Source organism: Neobacillus niacini (assembly GCF_030817695.1).
Classification (GTDB): Bacteria; Bacillota; Bacilli; order Bacillales; family Cytobacillaceae; genus Neobacillus; species Neobacillus niacini_F.
In genome coordinates this window covers 402,501-424,804 of record NZ_JAUSZQ010000002.1, presented here as the reverse complement: position 1 = coordinate 424,804, position 22,304 = coordinate 402,501, and the positions used below count along the sequence as shown (strand labels likewise).

The following is a 22,304-nucleotide window of genomic DNA, read 5'->3' as shown; positions in this document are numbered from 1 at the left end:
AGAAGCATAAACTACTGTTCATGCTTCACCAATATTTTCTTCATTTTCCTTGAGAATTCACGTCTTGGAATCATTACACTATGTTCGCAGCCTTCACATTTGATTCGAATGTCCATTCCCATACGAATAATTTTCCAGCGATTGGTCCCGCATGGATGCTGCTTTTTCATTTCAACGACATCATTTAACCCAAATTCTTTTTCTTCCATTGAATACCTCTCCTTTTAAACACTAGGTTCATTGATATTTCCAGTATTCTTTGAGTACATGACCATGCGTGGATATGGAATTTCAATTCCATGCTCATCTAAACATTGTTTGATATCTCTCTTTATATCCCTTGAAACAGCCGCATGCTTCATTGGCAGTGTTTCTGCAACGATACGCAATACAACCTCTGATGGTCCTAAGGTTTGAACGCCTAAAAGCTCAGGAGCCTTTGTTAGTTCTTCGTATTGTTCAGGCATTTTTTCAAGTAAGTCCCTGATAATCTTTTGTGTTTTTTCAATATCTTCTTCATAAGCAACTGATATATCAATGATTGCAAGGCTGTTATTTAAAGAGAAATTCGTGACCTGGATGATACTCCCATTCGGCAAAATGTGAACTTCCCCTGTCCAGCTTTTTAACTTGGTTGTCCGTAAACCAATGGCTTGTACGGTTCCTTCAAATTGATCGATTCGAACATGGTCTCCGACTGAAAATTGATCTTCAAAAATGATAAAAAAACCTGTAATGACGTCTTTTACAAGACTCTGTGCTCCAAAACCAACGGCAAGGCCAACAACCCCTGCACCAGCAATTAATGCTTTTACATCAATCGTTAAAACAGAGAGTATCATCATAAAAGCAATAAAATAAACAACATATGTAAGAACATTATCGAGAAGCTTTGCTAATGTTTCTTCTCTTCGTTCTGAAGTCTTAAGGGGCGAACGAGTTCTTAGCTTGAAAACATTATCTATAGCCATACTTCCCAGCTTGATTAAGATTTTAGCCACAATCATAATCGCTATAATTTTTAGAAAACCTTCCCCAATAGCCAGCCATGTATCTTCATTTTGGAATTTATCAATAAATCTCTGAATAATTCTTTCTGTAGAAGTCATTTGAACATCCTTTCCTCTCACACTATTGAATCATTCTTATTTTATCAAGTTTCCTTTGTAGTTTATAGTATTGTGATTTATTCCCTTTTTCAACTGGAATATCTTTGTCAACCTACGTATAGATTTTCAAAATTTTCCGTATAATGTTAAAAGGAAAAAGCCAATGGTCACAATTAAGGGGTGTACTTATGAATCTAAAACCTAGTTTCTTTGATAGGAGGGCCAATACTGGACGGATACTCCATGATGATTTTCAAGCTGTTGAAAATTTAGCCATGGAATTACTGAAGTTCCTGCCACAGGCACGCAATCGTCCAATCGTATTTGTTTGCATCGGAACAGACCGCTCAACCGGAGATTCATTAGGACCACTTGTTGGATCACTTTTAGAGGAGAAGGACGTTTCTTCTTTTCATGTGTATGGTACGTTAGATGAGCCTATTCATGCAGTCAATTTGGGCGAACGGCTAAGAGAAATAACATTAAAACATCACGACCCCTACATTATTGGTATCGATGCCTGTTTAGGACGAATGAAGAATGTTGGGGTAATTCAGGTAGGTAATGGACCTGTTAAACCTGGAGCAGGTGTAAACAAAGAACTTCCAGCAGTCGGTGATATCCACATAACAGGGATTGTCAACGTGAGTGGATTTATGGAGTTTTTTGTTTTACAAAATACCCGGTTAAATCTGGTAATGAAAATGGCAAAAACGATTGCAAATGGAATATATCATGCAAGCATTCTCCATTCCAAAGGAAGGCTGCAGGAATTAATTCAAGAGGAGCAAAAAAAGACCAACTAAAAGAGCAACCGGGATCAGCCTAGTTGCTCTTTTCACTTGTGAATTGTAAAATTTTACAAAAATAAACGATATAAATAGAGAACTGTTACGATAAATCCTGTCATAACAATAGCAGGGAGGAGGTTGGCCACCTTTATTTTTACTAATCCGGTTAGATTGAGACCAATAGCAAAAATCATGACGCCGCCTGTCGCGGTCATTTCAACAATGAATTGATCCATCAACACCTGGGGTATAAAGGTGTTAATTTGGGTAGCGAATAAAGCAATCAACCCTTGATAGAGCATGACCGGAATAGCAGAAAAAATAACGCCGACTCCAAGGGTTGTTGTTAATATAATCGACGTGAAACCATCAATGAGCCCTTTTGTATACAAGACATCGTGATCACCACGGATCCCACTATCAAGTGCTCCAATAATGGCCATAGCCCCAATCACAAAGATTAATGTAGCCGTAACGAAACCTTCTGCAATACTACCTTTTCCTGTTGAACCAATCTTGCTTGAACCGATTTTCTTTTCCAGCCAAAGACCAAGTTGATTCAGCTTTTCTTCCAATTGCATGAGCTCTCCAAAAACAGCCCCCATAACTAAGCTAATAATTACAATAAGAAAATTCTCGCTTTTCAACCCCATCTGTAACCCTAAAACAATTACTGATAAACCTATTGCATACATGACTGTTGTTTTCATGCTTTCAGGAATTCGGTTTAAAAGTTTACCAATTAGCGTACCGATAATAATTAATAACCCGTTTACAAGTGTCCCTAATAAAAACATCTGCTATTCACCTATTCTTCGAATCTCGAAATTTATAATAGTATTAAACTATCACTTTTTACTAGAGTTGGAAAGTTATTTTTTTATATGGCTGTGTTACACTGGGCTGTTGATTTGCGCTCCAGGCGCTACGCTTTCCGCGGGCTCGCCCGTGAGCCTCCTCGGTCGTACCGACCTGCGGGGTCTCACTCAGCTCGTTCATCCCGCAGGAGTCGAGCGCCTTCCGCTCCAATCAACAGGTTCTAAAATCAACAGTCTTCATTAACACAGCCTGTTGAAAAAAAATAAACCATCCGGTGATGGTTTAAAGTGTTTCTTCTTTCCCCAGCATTTCTAGAATACGTTCTAAATCCTCTTTTGAGAAAAATTCAATTTCTATTTTGCCTTTATTTTTCGTCTGCTTAATGTTTACTGTCGTTCCAAACCGTTCGCGAAGGGAGTGTTCCCGTTCCTGGATAAACACATCTTTTTTCTTTTCAGGCTTTTTTGTTTCACGTGGAACATTTTCATTAAGATTTTGAATGATTTTTTCTAATTGGCGAACATTCAATGATTCCTGGATAATCTTATCTACTAACGCTGGAAGCTTTGCCTTTTGACGTAATCCCAAAAGTGCGCGGCCATGGCCCATCGAGATTTTTCCATCTGAAATCAGCTCTTGAATCTTGGGAGGCAGAGACAGCAGTCGGATATGGTTCGCAACATGCGGACGGCTTTTCCCTAAACGTTTTGCTACTTCTTCTTGTGTGAACTTTAACTTTTCCATTAACGTTTGATAGGCTTGACCTTCTTCAATTGGGTTCAAATCTTCACGCTGCAAGTTTTCTAAAACCGCTAATTCCATCATTTGCTGTTCGGTTAACTCTCTTACAACAGCTGGTACAGATGCAAGTTTTGCTTCTTTTGCTGCTCGGAAACGTCTTTCACCTACAACAATTTCATACCCTTTAATGCTTTTCCGAACAACAAGCGGCTGAAGAATTCCATGCTCTAAAATGGATTCTTTTAATTCATCAATGGCCTCTTGTTGGAAGGTTTTCCTTGGCTGGTAAGGATTTGGACGCAATTCTTTTAAACTTATTTCTTGGACAGTCTCTTCCTTACCGGCTTCGATATTTGTAAAAAATGCATTTATGCCTTTTTTTCCTAGACCTTTAGCCATTTGAGACCACTTCCTTTGCTAGATCTAAATAAACTTCTGCCCCGCGTGATTTTGAATCATACGTAATAATTGGTTCGCCATGACTTGGAGCCTCACTTAGACGTACATTTCTTGGAATAATGGTTTTATATACTTTATCTTGAAAATACTTCTTCACTTCTTCGATTACTTGAATGCCTAAATTCGTTCGGGCGTCCAGCATCGTTAATAACACGCCTTCTATTTTCAAGTCTTGGTTTAAGTGTTTTTGTACTAGCCTAACAGTATTTAATAACTGACTTAAACCTTCGAGAGCATAATATTCACACTGAACAGGGATTAACACAGAGTCAGAAGCTGTTAAGGAGTTTAGCGTTAACAACCCTAATGAAGGCGGGCAATCGATAATAATATAATCAAATTGGTCCTTCACTTCTTCAAGTGCACGCTTTAATCGGACTTCCCTTGAGATAGTAGGAACGAGTTCAATCTCCGCCCCAGCAAGCTGTATAGTAGCTGGAATCGCGTATAAATTTTCAACAGATGTTGGTTTAATAACATCCTTTGCTTCCACATCGTCTACTAAAACATCGTATATACACTGTGCTACATCTGCCTTTTCAATACCAATTCCGCTCGTAGCATTCCCTTGTGGATCAATGTCTACTAATAAAACCTTTTTCCCAATGTATGCTAAGCAGGCGCCTAGATTGACAGAGGTAGTTGTCTTACCAACTCCGCCTTTTTGATTCGCGATTGCAATAGTTTTGCCCACGATGTCACCTACCTTGTTTCAAATAAGATACAAAAAGTCTAGTTAAATAAACTAGTTAACCTGTCAATCTAGCAGGCGAACTAGTAAAGTAAAATTTCCATGCTATTTATTTTAACATGAATCTGATTTATTGTTCTTTTTTTTCATAAAATATTCATGACGAATCAAAGTAATTATTGCCATTATTTTACAGTTCAAGCATAACCCTAGTTCGAAATGTACAAAAATAAAAACCAAACTGCTTAATAGTCTGGTTCCATTTTGTGAATATTTTATTTTTTCTTTGGAATTTTTATTGTAAATTGATAGTACTCTTCAAACTCTTCTTCTTGTGAGTCGAGGTTGATTCCGTTATCAGACACCATGGTTAATGATTGCCTTATCGTGTTTACAGCAATTCTCATATCTTTGCTGAATGCTTTTCTTTTAGGTTTTGGTTTTTGATTCTTTTCTTCTAGCAGCCTGGTCACTCGATCTTCTGTCTGCTTAACATTAAGATTTTTATCAATAATGTCTTGTAGAAGCAAAACTTGTTTCTCTGGATTTTTAAGTGGAATAAGTGCACGGGCATGCCGTTCTGTTATTTCTTTATTTAACAAGGATTCTTGAATAGGCTGAGGCAGCTTTAGAAGCCGGAGCTTATTGGCAACTGTCGATTGACCTTTTCCAAGACGCTGCGCTAGTGCTTCTTGTGTTAAGTTATGCAGCTCAAGCAGCTTACCATAGGCAATAGCCTCTTCAATTGGAGACAGCTCTTCCCGTTGTAAATTTTCAATTAATGCCACAGAAGCCGTTTCAGTATCAGAATAATTTTTTATAATTGCTGGTGCTTCATCCCAGCCCAACTTCTTCATCGCACGCCAGCGGCGCTCACCAGCAATAATTTCATAATTTCCATCAAACTGTCGGACCACAATTGGCTGAATGATTCCGTGTGTATGGATTGTTCGTGATAACTCCTCTATTTTTTCATCGTCGAATACGGTTCGAGGCTGAAAACGGTTAGGAACAATACTTTCAATCGGAATCTTTTTAATTTCTTCATTTTTGGAAACATCTAGTTCTTGTTCTAGCTCTTTTTCTAGCTCTTTTTCAAGCTCTTTTTCTAACTCAACCTTTTGATCTCCCTTTTCGCCGAGGCCAAAAAAGCGTGAAAACGAATTCTTCATCCCCAACACCACCTTTACGAAACTCCCTATTACTTATTCTCTATAATACTGTTTTCTTCCTGCCAAACCTGCAGTTTTATTTATTACAAAAATATCCTTCATTATTCAATTGGCATTTTACCAGGTGTCCCTGGTTTTCGCGGATATTTTTTCGGCGTTTGTTTTTCCTTTTTAATCACAAGAATATTTCTTTCACTTTCTTCCATAGGTAAAGTGAAAGTATGCATTTGTTCTAATTTTCCCCCGAGAGTGGTAATCGCCTTCTGACCGACGGTTAACTCATCATTTGCATGTGCAGCTTTCATGGCAATAAAATGTCCTCCTACTTTAACAAGAGGAAGGCAAAGCTCGCTAAGTACAGACATTCTTGCCACTGCCCTTGCTGTTACGAGGTCATACGACTCGCGGTGAGCTGGATTCACACCGAAGGTCTCTGCACGGTCATGAATGAAATGAACCTTTTCCAATTTTAATACATTTGCTAAATGATTTAAAAAGGAAATACGTTTATTTAATGAATCCACGATGGTTACCTCTAAATGAGGAAAAGCAATTTTTAAAGGAATACTTGGAAATCCTGCACCTGCTCCTACATCACAAAGATGGTGGGGCTGCGTGAAATCAAAGTAAAAAGCTGCAGATATGGAATCATAGAAATGTTTTAAGTAGACATCTTCTTGATCGGTAATGGCAGTTAAGTTCATTTTTTCATTCCACTCCACTAAGGTGTGAAAGTATTGGTCAAATTGCTCTAGCTGCTTATCGCTAAGGGCGATCCCCTTCTCAAGAAGCATAGCTTTGAATTGTTCGATGTTCATCAGCAAAACTTCCTCTTTTTGTAAAAATTATAAATTGCTTGTTCTAGACACTTTACCTTGTTCCAAATACACAAGAAGAATCGATATATCGGATGGATTTACACCAGAGATTCTAGAAGCTTGGGCAAGTGATAAGGGTTTGATTTGTTTTAACTTTTGCTTTGCTTCTGTTGCAAGACTCGATATTGCATCGTAATCAATATTCTCTGGGATTTTCTTATTTTCCATTTTCTTTAAGCGTTCAACTTGCTGAAGTGACTTTTCAATATAGCCTTCATATTTAACTTGAATTTCAACCTGCTCTTTTATATCTTGGTCTAATTCCACATCGCTTGGTGCTAAACGTCCGATATGTTCATAGGTCATTTCAGGCCGCTTCAATAAATCAGAGGCAAGGATTCCATCCTTTAGCTCACTTCCGCCAGTGCTTCGAATAAGCTCCTGAACTTCTGTTGAAGGTTTTATTCTAATAGATGAAAGTCTTTCCTTTTCTGCCTCAACCGCTGCTTTTTTAGCCAAAAACCTTTGATAACGTTCTTCCTGTATAAGACCAATGGAATAACCAATATCCGTTAATCGCAGGTCTGCATTATCATGGCGTAAAAGAAGACGATATTCTGCTCTAGAAGTCAGCAGACGATACGGTTCATTTGTACCTTTTGTAATTAAATCATCTATCAACACACCAATATAGGCATCTGAACGACTTAGGATTAAGGGCTCTTTTCCCAGCGCACTAAGTCCCGCATTAATTCCTGCGATAATCCCTTGTCCCGCTGCTTCTTCATACCCGGAAGTTCCATTAATTTGACCAGCAGTAAAGAGGTTCTTTACCACCTTTGTTTCAAGTGTCGGCCAAAGCTGAGTTGGGTCAATCGCATCATACTCAATCGCATATCCAGATCTCATCATTTGCACATTCTCTAAACCTGGAATGGTTTTGAGGATTTGCTGCTGAACATCTTCAGGTAAACTTGTTGACAAGCCCTGTACATATACCTCTTGCGTTTTTCTGCCTTCAGGCTCAAGGAAAATTTGGTGGCGCGGCTTATCGTTAAAACGAACCACTTTATCTTCAATCGATGGACAATAACGCGGACCCGTTCCTTTTATCATTCCAGAATACATCGGTGAACGATGAAGGTTTTGGTCAATCAACGAATGTGTTTGCTCATTGGTATAGGTTAACCAGCAAGGAAGCTGGTCAGTAATATACTTAGTTGTTTCGTATGAGAACGCTCTTGGAACTTCATCCCCAGGCTGAATCTCCGTTTTACTGTAATCGATCGTATGACTATTAACACGTGGCGGAGTTCCTGTCTTAAAACGAACTAATTCAAATCCAAGTTCCTCTAAATGCTCTGATAACTTAATCGATGGCTGTTGGTTATTTGGACCACTTGAATATTTCAATTCTCCAAGGATAATTTCTCCGCGAAGATAGGTACCAGTCGTGATTACAACAGTTTTGGCACGGTAAATCGCACCTGTTTTTGTAATAACCCCAACACAGACTCCGTCCTCAACGATTAGTCTTTCAACCATTCCTTGAAGGAGTGTTAGGTTTGGTGTTTCTTCAATTGTTCTTTTCATCTCGTACTGGTAGTCTACTTTATCTGCTTGGGCACGCAAGGCACGCACTGCCGGACCCTTCCCCGTATTCAACATTCTCATTTGAATATATGTTTTATCGATATTTCTTCCCATCTCGCCGCCAAGTGCATCTATTTCCCGGACAACAATTCCTTTTGCTGGTCCGCCAATGGATGGATTACATGGCATAAAGGCAACCATATCGAGGTTAATGGTAATCATTAATGTTTTAGCGCCCATACGTGCCGCCGCAAGGCCCGCCTCACAGCCGGCATGACCAGCGCCAATGACGACAACGTCAAAATTACCTGCTTCGTATGACATCTCTTTCCTCCTCTTTCTATAGTACTTCTATTACTTTCCTAGACAGAACTGTGAAAATAACTGATCAATTAAACTTTCGTGTACACTATCACCGATGACTTCCCCAAGCAATTCCCATGTTCTTGTCACATCTATTTGGACGATATCAATTGGAGTTCCCATCTCAACTCCATTAATGGCTTCTTCTATTGTGTGCAAACTTTGCCCAATCAAAGCAATATGGCGGGTGTTCGATAAATAGGTCATATCGCCCGTCTCAATTGAGCCTGCAAAAAATAAGGAGGATATCGCCTCTTCAAGCTCATCAACACCGCGATCCTCCAATAATGAAGTCGTCACGATTTTATGCTCTGTTGCAAGCTCCTTTACACGTTCCATATCAATTTGCTGCGGAAGGTCTGTCTTATTGACGATGACAATAACATCCATTCCCTTAACAGCTTCAAACAGATTTTCATCCTCTTTTGTAAATTGATCACCGTAATTTAGCACTAACAATATTAAATCCGCTTCTTTTAAAACCTGTCTAGACTTTTCTACGCCAATACGTTCAACAATATCTTCCGTCTCTCTTATACCCGCAGTATCTAATAGTCTAAGCGGTACACCGCGTACATTGACATACTCCTCAATCACATCACGTGTTGTCCCAGGAATATCGGTGACAATTGCTTTATTTTCATGAACAAGACTATTTAATAACGATGATTTTCCAACGTTTGGGCGGCCAACAATAACTGTTGATAGACCTTCACGCAGTATTTTTCCTTGCTGAGAGGTTTGCAGGAGTTTTTTTAACTCATCTCGAACATAGATGGCTTTATCTAACAACATATTATGTGTCATTTCTTCCACATCGTCGTATTCAGGATAATCTATATTTACTTCGACATGCGCGAGTATTTCTAAAATTTCCTGGCGCAAGCCCCTAATTAACTTGGATAACCGGCCTTCCATTTGGCCCAAGGCCACATTCATCGCTCGATCTGTTTTAGCTCTGATTAAATCCATTACTGCTTCTGCTTGAGATAAATCAATCCGGCCATTTAAAAACGCCCGTTTTGTAAATTCGCCTGGTTCTGCAAGTCTAGCTCTATAGGCCAGTACATGCTGCAATACTCGATTAACAGAAACAATCCCACCGTGACAATTTATTTCAACTACATCCTCTTTCGTAAAAGTTTTTGGTCCTTTCATAACCGATACCATTACTTCTTCAATTACTTGCTCATTCTTGGGGTCAATTAGATGACCATAATGGATTGTATGTGTTGGAACCTCTGTTAACCTTTTACCGCCGATGCTTCGAAAAATTTGATCCGCAATTTTAATGGAATCATCACCGCTCAACCGTACAATTGCAATTGCTCCCTCACCCATCGGTGTCGATATGGCAGCTATCGTATCGAATTCCATTACTTTCACCACTCTTTATAAAATTAATCTATATAAAAACATATAAAAACGAAGTATTTTGACTCCAAATTATTAGAATACCACATCAGGTCTTCTCTGAAAAACAAGAACTCCCAGGGTTGATTTATCCACAACCTGAAAAATGTCTACCTATTATTTTAACTTATCCACATGTGAATAACAATAAAACAAGAGATTTCATATAATTGTTATAAACACGTACTTTTTAGATGTAAATTTAGAAAAACCGCAAAAAAAGACATCCTCGAAAAGGATGTCTTTAACTCATATTATTTAACCGGTGAAATAACGATATGTCTATGTGGATCTGAACCATCGGAAAAAGTTTTCACTCGTTTATTATCGGATAAAGCTGTGTGAATGACTTTACGCTCGTAAGAAGGCATTGGCTCCAACGCAACATCCTTGCCAGTTTTTACAGCTTTAAGGGCAAGACGATGGGCTAGTTGAATCAGCGTATCATTTCTTCGATTCCGGTAATCCTCCGCATCCAAAATAACCGTTAAGAACTGATTAGAAAAACGATTAATGATTAGCTGTGTTAAGTATTGCAGCGAATTTAACGTTTGTCCTCTTTTTCCAATTAAAAGAGCAATCTTTTCACCAGTCATAACAAATAGAACTTGTTTTCCATCACGTTTAATTTCAATCTCGATAGGAGCTCCCATTTGTTCACTAACCTGAAGCAGAAATTTCTTAGCCTCTTCAATTGGATCAATGATGACCGTAACCTTAACGACAGCAGGACGCGAACCAAATATCCCGAAAATTCCCTTTTTGCCTTCATCAATTATTGCTACATCTGCGCGGTCTTTTGTTGTATTTAACTGAGCTAAAGCTGATTCCACTGCTTCTTCGACTGTTTGTCCGGTAGCAGTTACTTGTTTCACTTTTTTTCACCCGCTTTACCGGATTCTTGCACTTTTTTCAAGTCCGGCCCTTTAATGAAATAGGTTTGTACGATCATAAAGATATTACCTACTACCCAATACAAGGAAAGGGCTGCTGGGAAACTAAAGGCAAAAATGACAATCATAATCGGCATCATCCAAAGCATCATCGCCATTTGCGGATTATGCTCTTGTCCGGCCATCATCATTTTTTGCTGAATAAACGTGGTGATACCTGCAATAATCGGAAGAAGATAGAATGGATCCTTATCTCCTAGATCAAACCATAGGAAGCTATGATCCGCAATTTCTCTTGTTCTTGAAATCGCGTGGTAAAATCCAATTAAGATAGGCATTTGTACGATTAATGGGAAACAACCTGCCATCGGATTGACTCCGTGCTTTTGAAAAAGTGCCATTGTTTCTTGCTGTAATTTCTGTTGTGTCTTCTGATCCTTAGAGCTGTATTTTTCTCGAAGCGCCTTCATTTCTGGCTGCAGCGCCTGCATTGCTTTCGAACTTCTTGTCTGCTTAATCATTAGCGGCAATATCGCTAATCGAATCAGTATCGTAACGACAATTAGTGATAATCCAAAGCTTCCGCCAAGTAATTCTGCACCTTTCACAATGACCCAGGAAAGCGGATAAACAATGTACTCGTTCCAAAACCCTGTACTTTCGGCACTTATTGGCTTATTAATTTCTGTACATCCTGTTAAAAACAAAAATACAGAAACGAAACCAAGCAAAAGTAATATTCGTTTTTTCAACCGAATTTTCCTCCTTGAACAATATATATATTATTTAGGTATGAATACCTTTTATTAAAATATAGATACTGGGAATATTTCATAGGTATTTTACCATCTTTTAGATTAATTTGCTTCTTAATTTTATTACGAATACAACATTATTTTGACAATCTATCTTCTTTTGAATACCTTACCAACCTTAAAGACATGAGTTAAACTTTTTTTCACTTCAAAAAAGTCCATATCCGCAGCAGGTTTTCTAGCAATAATTACGTAGTCGTTGCCTGGAACAATTTGATCTGATAGTTCAAAAATAGCTTGTCTTATGTATCTTTTTATTTGATTTCTAGTGACCGCATTTCCTATCTTTTTGCTGACAGAAAGACCAATTCGAAAATCTTCCTGATCTTCTTTCTTCAGACTATAGACAACAAATTGCCGATTAGCAAAAGATTTCCCCTTTTGAAATGCCTCTTGAAATTCTTTATTCTTCTTTACCCGTAATTCTTTCTTCATAGAAAACACCTTCCATCACAAAACTTTTCCATTAGAAAGATTTTATTAGAAAAAAGACCACTGATGTTTCAGTGGCCTAAGCTGATAATACTTTTCTTCCTTTTTGACGACGACGTGCTAGAACTTTACGTCCGTTTGCACTGCTCATACGACTACGGAAACCGTGAACTTTACTATGTTTACGTTTATTTGGTTGATACGTTCTTTTCATTATATGACACCTCCCTGAGGAATAGCTGTTAAAGACAGTCTAATTTATTATAAAGAGTGACCTCTATATTGTCAACCGCCCTTAAAATATTGTTCCCCGGTTCCAAAAATTTTTACGCCAAGATCCATTTTCATTCGCCAAAGGTTTTTAATGCAATCTTCCTTTTTAAAAATTACCTGTGGATATTTTTTTCGACTTTTTTTTCGTCGTTTCACAAGATATTGACAGTTTTTGCACAGGACCCACTACTTGTGGACAAGTTTTAACCACATCTTGTTACAGTTGTGGATAAACAGCGAAAAGACATTGCGCACCTGTCTTTTATCTGATATTATATTTGTGTTTTCACTCTGAATAACTTCGTCTTAAAAATATGTTATCCACAAATTGTGGATAAGGTGTGGACAAGTTATTCTAGCATACTGCAGAAACTTGTCCACAAGCCGTGGATATTGTCGAAACTCCACTTTATTTCCTATAATATGTTTTTCCACAACCATTGTTTCGTATATTTATAAATTAGTAGGTTGTACGGCTTGTATAACGTTGTTTTTTCACGGAACTTTTGCCCATTTGTTATGTGGTTGCGAGTCAAGGATACTTCACAACTCTTTGTGAAAAAATATCTATATATATGGAGTTTAGACAGAAACGAACCTGCAAATGCATTTGAATGAATAGATAGATAAAAAAAGGAGGGACAACCGTTGGAAAATATTGCGGATCTTTGGAATGCTGCTTTAGCCAATATTGAAAAGAAGATTAGCAAGCCTAGTTTTGACACCTGGCTGAAGTCCACAAAGGCCCATTCCCTTCAAGGCAATCTACTTGTGATTACTGCTCCTAATGAATTTGCACGTGATTGGCTCGAGGAGCGCTACTCCCAGTTAATTGCTGGCATCCTGTATGAAATTACTGGAGAAGAGCTATCTGTTAAGTTCATTATTCCGCAAAATCAAAAAGAGGAAGACCCAGACTTGCTAGTGCCCCCTAAAAGGGCAAAAAAAGAGGATGATCAACACGATTTTCCGCAAAATATTCTAAATCCAAAGTATCTGTTTGATACGTTTGTTATTGGTTCAGGCAATCGGTTCGCACATGCAGCTTCCCTTGCTGTAGCTGAAGCACCAGCCAAAGCTTACAATCCCTTATTTATTTATGGGGGCGTTGGTTTAGGGAAAACACACTTAATGCATGCGATTGGCCATTATGTTTTAGAACATAAACCAAACGCTAAGGTAGTTTATTTGTCTTCAGAGAAGTTCACGAACGAATTTATTAATTCTATTCGTGACAATAAGGCTGTCGAATTCCGCAATAAGTATCGAAACGTTGATGTGTTACTAATTGATGATATTCAGTTCTTAGCTGGAAAAGAATCAACGCAAGAGGAATTTTTTCATACTTTTAATACTCTTCATGAAGAAAGCAAACAAATCGTCATCTCAAGTGACCGTCCGCCTAGGGAAATTCCAACACTTGAGGACCGCCTCCGTTCAAGGTTTGAATGGGGATTAATTACGGATATTACACCTCCAGACCTAGAAACAAGAATAGCGATTCTTCGAAAAAAAGCTAAGGCAGAAGGATTAGATATACCAAACGAGGTTATGCTCTATATTGCTAATCAAATTGATACAAATATTAGAGAGCTTGAGGGAGCATTAATCCGCGTAGTCGCCTATTCTTCCTTAATCAATAAAGATATTAACGCTGATTTAGCTTCAGAAGCATTAAAGGATATCATCCCAAGCTCAAAGCCAAAAGTAATTACCATACTTGATATCCAGAAAACCGTCGGTGAGCAATTTGGTGTGAAACTTGAGGATTTTAAAGCGAAAAAACGAACAAAATCTGTAGCCTTTCCCAGACAAATTGCGATGTATTTATCACGGGAATTAACGGATTATTCTTTGCCAAAGATAGGAGAAGAGTTTGGAGGACGTGATCATACCACTGTCATTCATGCTCACGAAAAGATTTCAAAGCTTTTACAATCTGATCTTCAGCTGCAAAGGCAAATGAAAGAACTAAATGAACTGTTGAAAGTTTAAGGTAACTGTGAATAACTCGGACTAGTTTATGCACAGTCTGTCCACATGTGGATAGACTGTGTTTCCATTGCGTAAATTAAGTTATCCACATACTAACAGGCCCTACTAGTACTTCTACTGTTTTTTATTTAAAAAACTTATTATTATATGTTCTAAAAATTTCATTATGCGTACTTAGAATAAAAAATTGCCAGGAGGATTATGAAATGAGATTTATCATCCAACGGGACCGTCTTGTTCAAAGTGTCCAAGATGTTATGAAGGCTGTCACTTCGAGAACAACCATCCCCATTTTAACCGGGATCAAAATAACAGCTAGCAGCGAGGGAGTAACCTTAACAGGAAGTGATTCCGATATTTCAATTGAATCTTTCATCCCAAGTGAAGAAAACGGAGATGAAATTGTTGAAATCAAACAAACTGGTTCTATCGTCCTTCAAGCAAAGTTTTTTAGTGAAATTGTAAAAAAATTACCTACAGATTCAGTTGAGATTGAGGTACTAGGATCTTTACAAACCGTAATTCGCTCTGGGAAATCTGAATTTAATTTAAACGGCCTTGATGCAGAGGAGTACCCTCACCTGCCCCAAATAGAGGAAAATAATAAATTTCATATTGCAACGGATCTCCTAAAAATGATGATTCGCCAAACCTTTTTTGCTGTATCCACCTCAGAAACACGTCCCATCTTGACAGGTGTAAACTGGAAGATTGAAAATGGCGAACTAAACTGTATTGCAACAGATAGCCATCGACTGGCATTAAGAAAAGCAAAAATAGAAATTGAAAATAACGAAAGTTACAATGTCGTCATTCCAGGTAAGAGTTTGAATGAATTAAGTAAAATCATAGACGATTCCAACGAATTAATAGATATCGTTATCACTGAAAACCAAATTTTATTTAAAGCGAAACATTTATTGTTTTTCTCTAGGTTGTTAGAAGGAAATTATCCTGACACTTCTAGACTAATTCCAAGTGAAAGTAAGACGGATATTATTGTGAATACAAAGGATTTCCTCCATGCCATTGATCGTGCTTCCCTTCTTGCTCGTGAAGGTAGAAATAATGTTGTCAAACTTTCAACCATTGATGGCGGCGTAATTGAAATTTCCTCTAACACACCTGAAGTAGGTAAAGTCGTTGAAGAAATTCAAAGTCAATCAATCGACGGAGAAGAATTAAAGATATCTTTTAGTGCTAAATATATGATGGATGCCTTAAAAGCACTTGAGGGTACGGATATAAGAGTTAGTTTTACTGGAGCAATGCGCCCGTTTGTTATTAAACCGCTGCATGATGAAACTACATTACAGCTTATTTTACCTGTGAGAACTTACTAGGAATTCCGCTCTAATAGTCACCATGTTTTTTGGTGACTTTCTTTATTTTTTATTTTTTAGTAAAATAAAGTATTGAGACCATTTTTAGAAATGAGTGATAAACAATGCCTGAAGAAATAATGATAAATACTGAGTTTATTACGTTAGGCCAATTTCTTAAAGTTGCCGACGTCATCCAATCTGGTGGAATGGCAAAATGGTTTTTAAGTGAAAACGATATTTTTATAAATGGCGAACAAGATCAAAGAAGAGGTAGAAAGCTTCGAGCAGGAGATAAAATTCAAATTCCTGGCTTTGGGGAGTTTTTGATTACGAGTAACTAAAGGGTTGTGTCGTTTTCATGTATATTGAACAATTAGCATTAAGAGATTATCGAAATTATCAAAGCCTATCGGTTGAATTTGAAAATAAGGTCAATGTGATTCTGGGGGAAAATGCTCAGGGTAAAACAAATGTGATGGAATCTATCTATGTTTTAGCAATGGCCAAGTCTCATCGAACATCAAATGATAAAGAACTTATTCGCTGGGACCAGGAGTATGCTAAAATAGAGGGCAGGGTTCAAAAACAACACAGCTCTTTGCCGTTGCAATTAATTATTTCCAAAAAAGGGAAAAAGGCTAAATGTAACCATATTGAGCAGCAGAAATTAAGCCAATATGTCGGGAACATGAATGTGGTCATGTTCGCACCGGAAGATTTAAATTTGGTAAAAGGCAGCCCGCAGGTAAGAAGGCGGTTTATTGATATGGAAATTGGGCAGGTTTCGCCCATTTATTTACATGATATGAGTCAATATCAAAAAATACTTCAACAGCGCAATCATTTTTTAAAAATGATGCAAATAAAAAAGCAGACTGATCAAACCATGCTTGAAATCCTGACCGAACAGTTTATTGATATGGCTGTGAAAATTGTTTTAAAAAGGTTTGAGTTTCTCCATTTGCTTGAAAATTGGGCTAAGCCTATTCATAAAGGTATCTCTAGAGGGCTGGAATCATTGGAAATTGTCTATAAACCATCGGTTGATGTATTAGAAGACCAAGATTTGTCGAAAATGAAAGCAAGCTTTGAGGAAAAATTTAGTAAAGTTAGAATAAGGGAAATAGAACGTGGTACAACATTATTCGGACCACATCGTGATGATTTGTTGTTTTTTGTAAACGATCGGGATGTTTCGACATTTGGCTCACAAGGTCAGCAAAGAACAACGGCACTTTCTGTTAAGCTTGCCGAAATTGAATTAATTCATTCAGAAATTCGCGAATATCCCATCTTACTCCTTGATGATGTTTTATCAGAATTAGATGATTATCGTCAGTCACACTTGCTTAATACCATCCAAGGGAAGGTCCAAACATTTGTTACCACAACAAGTGTGGACGGAATTCACCATCAAACATTAAAAGAGGCTTCAACTTTTGAAGTAGAGACTGGTGTTATCAATAAAGTTAATTGAGGTGGGAAGTGTGTATATTCATGTCGGGGAAGATTTAAATATCAGGGCGAAAGATATTATCGCCATTCTTGATAAAGGGTGCGTAAATTCATCACATTTAGTCGAAGAGTTCTTAGAACAGCATAAGGAAAAGCTTGTTAACCTTTCGAAAAACCCCTTTAAATCTGTCGTCATTACATACGACAAGGTTTATTTATCCCCAATTTCTTCTGGAACATTAAAAAAACGTTCAAATTATAAGGAAATGCAGGAATTTTGATATTTTTATTTTTCACTTAGGTTAATAGAGATTTTTTGAATGAAAGTGCGGGGTGAATGATATGACAATGGAACAAAAAGTAGTCCAGGAACAAGAATATGGTGCGGATCAAATACAGGTTCTTGAAGGTCTAGAGGCTGTTAGAAAAAGACCTGGTATGTACATTGGTTCAACGAGTGGAAAAGGTCTCCATCATCTTGTTTGGGAAATTGTAGATAACAGTATTGATGAGGCATTGGCAGGTTATTGTGACGAAATCAATGTCATTATTGAAGAAGATAACAGTATAACGGTTAAAGATAATGGACGTGGTATACCAGTAGGAATTCAAGAAAAAATGGGCAGACCTGCAGTCGAAGTTATCATGACTGTTCTTCATGCCGGCGGTAAATTTGGCGGAGGCGGATATAAAGTCTCTGGTGGTCTGCATGGTGTAGGTGCTTCGGTCGTTAATGCCCTCTCCACTAACCTAGAGGTTTTTGTACACCGAGACGGTAATATTTACTCCATTAAGTTTGAACGTGGAGCTGTCGTTCAAGAATTAGAGGTTGTTGGAACAACAGATAAAACTGGTACGATTACCCACTTTAAACCAGATGGCGAAATTTTTACTGAAACATTGGAATATGAGTATGATATTCTAGCAACCCGTCTGCGTGAACTGGCATTCTTGAATCGTGGAATTAAAATTACCATTAAAGATAACCGTGTGGAAAATAAACAGAATGAATATTACTACGAAGGCGGAATTAAATCATATGTAGAACATTTAAACCGCACAAAAGAGGTTATTCATGATGAACCAATTTATATTGAGGGAGAACGCGATGGTATTAGCGTTGAAGTTGCTCTTCAATACAATGAGGGGTATACGGACAGCATTTATTCCTTTGCGAATAACATCCACACCTATGAGGGCGGTACGCATGAATCTGGATTTAAAACAGGATTAACACGTGTTATTAACGATTATGCAAGAAAAAGCGGTTTGATTAAAGAAAATGACACCAATTTGTCCGGTGAAGATGTTCGTGAGGGCTTAACTGCAATTGTTTCAATTAAGCATCCAGACCCGCAATTCGAAGGGCAAACAAAAACGAAGCTTGGAAACTCTGAAGTAAGAACAATAACGGATTCATTATTTTCAAGTCATTTTGAAAAATTCTTACTGGAAAATCCACAAGTAGCTAAAAAAATCGTTGAAAAAGGATTAATGGCTGCCAGAGCAAGACTTGCGGCGAAGAAAGCTAGAGAACTGACACGCCGTAAGAGTGCTTTAGAGGTTTCTAGTTTACCTGGGAAATTAGCTGACTGTTCTTCAAAAGACCCTTCTATCAGTGAACTGTACATTGTTGAGGGTGACTCGGCAGGCGGTTCTGCCAAACAAGGCCGTGACCGCCATTTCCAGGCGATTCTGCCATTGAGAGGGAAAATCCTCAATGTTGAGAAAGCTCGTTTAGATCGAATTCTCTCAAATAATGAAGTTCGGTCCATGATTACTGCCATTGGAACAGGTATTGGAGAAGATTTTGATATTGCTAAAGCTAGATACCATAAAATAGTCATTATGACGGATGCGGACGTTGATGGAGCACATATTCGAACGCTGTTGTTGACTTTCTTTTATCGTTATATTCGTAAAATATTAGAAGCTGGCTATGTATATATTGCACAGCCGCCATTATATAAAGTTCAGCAAGGTAAAAAGATTAGGTATGCTTATGATGACAAAGAGCTGGAAAAAATATTCGCCGAGCTCCCAAGTCAGCCTAAGCCTAATATCCAGCGTTATAAAGGTTTAGGAGAAATGAATCCTGAACAATTATGGGAAACAACAATGGATCCAGCTAATCGAACCATGCTTCAAGTAAGTCTAGAGGATGCGATTGAAGCTGATGAAACATTTGAAATGTTAATGGGCGACAAGGTAGAGCCGCGCCGTAACTTCATTGAAGCAAATGCCCAATACGTAAAGAATTTAGATATATAGATTTGTCTAGCTATAGCGCCTGGAGGCTTGGGGCGCTTCCGCTATTCAAAAAGGGATAGAGGGGTGACCACTATCCTCCTTTTTTCGTTTATCTTGATCTCGGCGGATGATGATTAAAGGCAGATTGTCGCCAAAATAGGAGGTACTAAAATGGCCGAAACACCGAATTCTCAAGTGAAAGATATTAATATCAGTCAGGAAATGAAGACATCGTTTCTTGACTATGCAATGAGTGTTATTGTTTCTCGTGCCCTTCCAGATGTTCGGGATGGTTTAAAACCAGTTCATCGCCGTATTCTATACGCCATGCATGATCTTGGAATACATGCGGATAAACCTTACAAAAAATCAGCTCGTATCGTTGGGGATGTAATCGGTAAATATCACCCGCATGGTGATTCTGCCGTATATGAAACAATGGTACGGATGGCGCAGGATTTTAACTATCGTTATATGCTTGTTGACGGACATGGAAACTTTGGATCAGTAGATGGCGATTCAGCAGCAGCCATGCGTTATACAGAGTCTAGAATGTCCAAAATTTCTATGGAATTACTAAGAGATATTAACAAAGATACGATTGATTTCCAGGATAACTATGATGGTGAGGAAAGGGAGCCTTCTGTTCTGCCTGCAAGATTCCCTAACCTATTAGTTAATGGTTCTATGGGTATTGCTGTTGGTATGGCTACTAATATTGCTCCACACCAGCTTGGTGAAGTTATTGATGGTGTATTAGCCGTTACTCGTGATCCAGAAATCACCATTCAAGAGTTAATGGAAATCATTCCTGGTCCGGACTTTCCAACCGGAGGGATCATAATTGGCCGAAGCGGTATTCGTAAGGCCTATGAAACAGGAAGAGGATCAATAACCATACGGGGAAAAGTGGAAATTGAACAAAAATCAAATGGTAAAGAAGTTATCATTGTTAATGAATTACCATACCAAGTAAACAAAGCGAAATTGGTTGAAAGAATAGCGGAATTACATCGTGATAAAAAGATAGAAGGCATTACCGATTTACGGGATGAGTCTGACCGTAATGGAATGCGAATTGTTATTGAGGTTCGGAAAGACGCAAATGCGAATGTCCTTTTAAATAACTTATATAAACAAACATCACTTCAAACAAGCTTTGGTATCAATACCCTAGCCCTTGTAAATGGACATCCAAAGGTATTAAATCTAAAACAATGCTTAGTCCATTATTTAGACCATCAAATAGTCGTTATTCGCAGAAGAACAGAATTTGAGCTGCGTAAAGCGGAAGCACGAGCTCATATTTTGGATGGTTTAAGAATTGCTTTGGATAATCTGGATGCCGTCATAAGCTTAATTAGAAGTTCGCAGACAACAGATATTGCGCGCGAGGGTTTAATGACGCAATTTAACCTTTCTGATAAACAAGCACAAGCAATCCTTGATATGCGCTTACAGCGTTTAACCGGTTTAGAGAGGGAGAAAATTGAGGAAGAATATCAAAGCTTAGTAAAGCTTATTGCTGAATTAAAAGCAATTTTAGCTGACGAAGAAAAGGTTCTTGAAATCATTCGTGAAGAATTAACTGAGATCAAAGAGCGATTTAATGATACGCGCCGTACGGAAATCGTAACAGGCGGAATTGAAAATATCGAAGATGAAGATCTCATTCCACGTGAAAATGTAGTTATTACTTTAACACATAATGGCTATATTAAACGTCTCCCTGTTTCAACGTATCGCGCGCAAAAAAGAGGCGGACGCGGTATACAAGGGATGGGTACCAATGAGGATGACTTTGTCGAGCATTTGATCACGACATCTACCCATGATACGATTCTCTTCTTTACTAATAAAGGGAAGGTCTACCGTTCTAAGGGTTATGAAATTCCTGAATTCAGCCGCACGGCGAAAGGACTGCCAATCATTAATCTTCTTGGAATTGAAAAAGGGGAATGGGTAAATGCGATTATTCCAATTGAGGAATTTGTCGATGACTGGTTCCTATTCTTTACGACAAAAGAAGGTATTTCTAAGCGTTCTCCATTAACTTCATTTGCACATATTCGTAATAATGGTCTTATTGCCTTAAATCTCCGTGAAGGTGATGAACTGATTTCAGTTCGATTAACCGACGGAACAAAGCATATGATCATTGGTACCAAAAAAGGAATGCTAATCCGTTTCCCTGAAACTGACGTTCGCTCTATGGGCAGAACGGCAACTGGTGTAAAAGGGATTACCTTAGACGCTGATGATGAGGTAGTTGGTATGGAAGTACTTGAGGAAAATAGCAGCGTCCTTATCGTCACTAAGAATGGGTATGGAAAGCGTACACCAGCAGAGGAGTACCGTATCCAAGGCCGAGGCGGTAAAGGTATTAAAACTTGTCATGTTACTGAAAAGAATGGCCCATTAGTTTCTGTTAGGGCTGTAAACGGTGAAGAAGACTTAATGCTGATTACTACAGGCGGTGTCCTCATTCGTATCGATGTAGCTGGCATTTCAACCATGGGGCGAAACACTCAAGGTGTTAAATTAATTAGTATTAAAGGCGACGAACATGACTATGTAGCAACTGTTGCTAAAGTCGAAAAAGAAGAGGTTTCAGAAGAAACTGAATCAGATGATACTGAAGGAACAGAAGGAGCAGAAGTCATAGGTGGAACAATAGAAGACAATTCAGAAATCGGGTTAGATTCTGAAGGCAAAGATTCTGATACTACTACTGAAGAATAGGCAGAATTCTATGGGACACCAAAATTAATTAGCAAGGGTATATACCCTTGCTAATTTTTGCTTTTAATTGCTAATTCTTCGGATTCGAATAAGAATTTTACTCAAACCATTTCCGCCCTCTCCGTATCGGTTTTTGTGTAGGTATGAGAATAGAT

General features: G+C 38.2%; 21 protein-coding genes. 8 read left to right on the top strand and 13 right to left on the bottom strand.

Annotation, left to right across the window (positions count from 1 at the left end):
- Nucleotides 1-11 precede the first annotated feature (11 nt).
- A complete protein-coding gene (locus tag QFZ28_RS02380; RefSeq protein ID WP_045519309.1) occupies nucleotides 12-209 on the bottom strand; it encodes a DUF951 domain-containing protein in 198 nt (65 codons plus the stop codon).
- Nucleotides 210-224: 15 nt separating this feature from the next.
- Entirely contained in the window at nucleotides 225-1,109 is an 885-nt protein-coding gene (locus QFZ28_RS02375; protein ID WP_307193167.1) for a mechanosensitive ion channel family protein, read from the bottom strand.
- A gap of 188 nt (nucleotides 1,110-1,297) precedes the next feature.
- On the opposite strand from QFZ28_RS02375, the gene yyaC reads away from it, so the two are divergent.
- Nucleotides 1,298-1,915, top strand: coding sequence for a spore protease YyaC (gene yyaC, locus QFZ28_RS02370; protein ID WP_307193166.1), 618 nt, complete (start codon nucleotides 1,298-1,300; stop codon nucleotides 1,913-1,915).
- Between the two features lie 53 nt (nucleotides 1,916-1,968).
- Here the strand turns inward: yyaC and QFZ28_RS02365 are convergent, their stop codons facing one another.
- The 11 genes from QFZ28_RS02365 to rpmH form a co-directional block, all read right to left on the bottom strand.
- Nucleotides 1,969-2,697: a DUF554 domain-containing protein gene (locus QFZ28_RS02365; protein ID WP_307193165.1), complete on the bottom strand. Its 729-nt coding sequence runs from the start codon at nucleotides 2,695-2,697 to the stop codon at nucleotides 1,969-1,971.
- Between the two features lie 304 nt (nucleotides 2,698-3,001).
- Nucleotides 3,002-3,859, bottom strand: coding sequence for a ParB/RepB/Spo0J family partition protein (locus tag QFZ28_RS02360; protein ID WP_307193164.1), 858 nt, complete (start codon nucleotides 3,857-3,859; stop codon nucleotides 3,002-3,004).
- Nucleotides 3,852-4,613, bottom strand: coding sequence for a ParA family protein (locus tag QFZ28_RS02355; RefSeq protein WP_179598976.1), 762 nt, complete (start codon nucleotides 4,611-4,613; stop codon nucleotides 3,852-3,854). The genes QFZ28_RS02360 and QFZ28_RS02355 overlap by 8 nt, the downstream gene beginning before the upstream one ends.
- Nucleotides 4,614-4,885: 272 nt before the next feature.
- A complete protein-coding gene (gene noc / locus QFZ28_RS02350) occupies nucleotides 4,886-5,782 on the bottom strand; it encodes a nucleoid occlusion protein (RefSeq protein WP_307193163.1) in 897 nt (298 codons plus the stop codon).
- A gap of 101 nt (nucleotides 5,783-5,883) precedes the next feature.
- Nucleotides 5,884-6,600, bottom strand: coding sequence for a 16S rRNA (guanine(527)-N(7))-methyltransferase RsmG (gene rsmG / locus QFZ28_RS02345; RefSeq protein WP_307193162.1), 717 nt, complete (start codon nucleotides 6,598-6,600; stop codon nucleotides 5,884-5,886).
- Between the two features lie 27 nt (nucleotides 6,601-6,627).
- The gene (gene mnmG / locus QFZ28_RS02340; protein WP_307193161.1) at nucleotides 6,628-8,517 is read right to left on the bottom strand and encodes a tRNA uridine-5-carboxymethylaminomethyl(34) synthesis enzyme MnmG; all 1,890 of its coding nucleotides are present in this window, start codon (nucleotides 8,515-8,517) and stop codon (nucleotides 6,628-6,630) included.
- A gap of 30 nt (nucleotides 8,518-8,547) precedes the next feature.
- Complete coding sequence (gene mnmE / locus QFZ28_RS02335; RefSeq protein WP_307193160.1) at nucleotides 8,548-9,933, bottom strand: tRNA uridine-5-carboxymethylaminomethyl(34) synthesis GTPase MnmE; 1,386 nt, start codon at nucleotides 9,931-9,933, stop codon at nucleotides 8,548-8,550.
- Nucleotides 9,934-10,223: 290 nt separating this feature from the next.
- Nucleotides 10,224-10,844 (bottom strand): RNA-binding cell elongation regulator Jag/EloR, encoded by a 621-nt coding sequence (jag, locus tag QFZ28_RS02330; RefSeq protein WP_307193159.1) that lies wholly within the window; start codon nucleotides 10,842-10,844, stop codon nucleotides 10,224-10,226.
- A complete protein-coding gene (gene spoIIIJ, locus QFZ28_RS02325; protein ID WP_307193158.1) occupies nucleotides 10,841-11,614 on the bottom strand; it encodes a YidC family membrane integrase SpoIIIJ in 774 nt (257 codons plus the stop codon). The genes jag and spoIIIJ overlap by 4 nt, the downstream gene beginning before the upstream one ends.
- A gap of 153 nt (nucleotides 11,615-11,767) precedes the next feature.
- A complete protein-coding gene (gene rnpA / locus QFZ28_RS02320; RefSeq protein ID WP_307193157.1) occupies nucleotides 11,768-12,112 on the bottom strand; it encodes a ribonuclease P protein component in 345 nt (114 codons plus the stop codon).
- A gap of 76 nt (nucleotides 12,113-12,188) precedes the next feature.
- Nucleotides 12,189-12,323, bottom strand: a complete 135-nt coding sequence (gene rpmH / locus QFZ28_RS02315) for a 50S ribosomal protein L34 (RefSeq protein WP_063255153.1) — start codon at nucleotides 12,321-12,323, stop codon at nucleotides 12,189-12,191.
- Between the two features lie 707 nt (nucleotides 12,324-13,030).
- On the opposite strand from rpmH, the gene dnaA reads away from it, so the two are divergent.
- The 7 genes from dnaA to gyrA all read left to right on the top strand — a co-directional run bounded on the left by dnaA (nucleotide 13,031) and on the right by gyrA (nucleotide 22,149).
- On the top strand, nucleotides 13,031-14,377 hold the full coding sequence (dnaA, locus tag QFZ28_RS02310; protein WP_307193156.1) for a chromosomal replication initiator protein DnaA: 1,347 nt from the start codon (nucleotides 13,031-13,033) through the stop codon (nucleotides 14,375-14,377).
- A 206-nt stretch (nucleotides 14,378-14,583) separates the two neighbouring features.
- Nucleotides 14,584-15,720: a DNA polymerase III subunit beta gene (gene dnaN / locus QFZ28_RS02305; RefSeq protein ID WP_307193155.1), complete on the top strand. Its 1,137-nt coding sequence runs from the start codon at nucleotides 14,584-14,586 to the stop codon at nucleotides 15,718-15,720.
- A 104-nt stretch (nucleotides 15,721-15,824) separates the two neighbouring features.
- Nucleotides 15,825-16,043, top strand: coding sequence for a S4 domain-containing protein YaaA (gene yaaA / locus QFZ28_RS02300; RefSeq protein WP_307193154.1), 219 nt, complete (start codon nucleotides 15,825-15,827; stop codon nucleotides 16,041-16,043).
- Between the two features lie 17 nt (nucleotides 16,044-16,060).
- Entirely contained in the window at nucleotides 16,061-17,179 is a 1,119-nt protein-coding gene (gene recF, locus QFZ28_RS02295) for a DNA replication/repair protein RecF (protein ID WP_307193153.1), read from the top strand.
- A 10-nt stretch (nucleotides 17,180-17,189) separates the two neighbouring features.
- Nucleotides 17,190-17,438: an extracellular matrix regulator RemB gene (remB, locus tag QFZ28_RS02290; protein ID WP_307193152.1), complete on the top strand. Its 249-nt coding sequence runs from the start codon at nucleotides 17,190-17,192 to the stop codon at nucleotides 17,436-17,438.
- Between the two features lie 67 nt (nucleotides 17,439-17,505).
- Complete coding sequence (gene gyrB, locus QFZ28_RS02285; RefSeq protein WP_307193151.1) at nucleotides 17,506-19,428, top strand: DNA topoisomerase (ATP-hydrolyzing) subunit B; 1,923 nt, start codon at nucleotides 17,506-17,508, stop codon at nucleotides 19,426-19,428.
- Between the two features lie 150 nt (nucleotides 19,429-19,578).
- Nucleotides 19,579-22,149 (top strand): DNA gyrase subunit A, encoded by a 2,571-nt coding sequence (gene gyrA, locus QFZ28_RS02280; protein WP_307193150.1) that lies wholly within the window; start codon nucleotides 19,579-19,581, stop codon nucleotides 22,147-22,149.
- The last annotated feature ends 155 nt before the right edge of the window (nucleotides 22,150-22,304 follow it).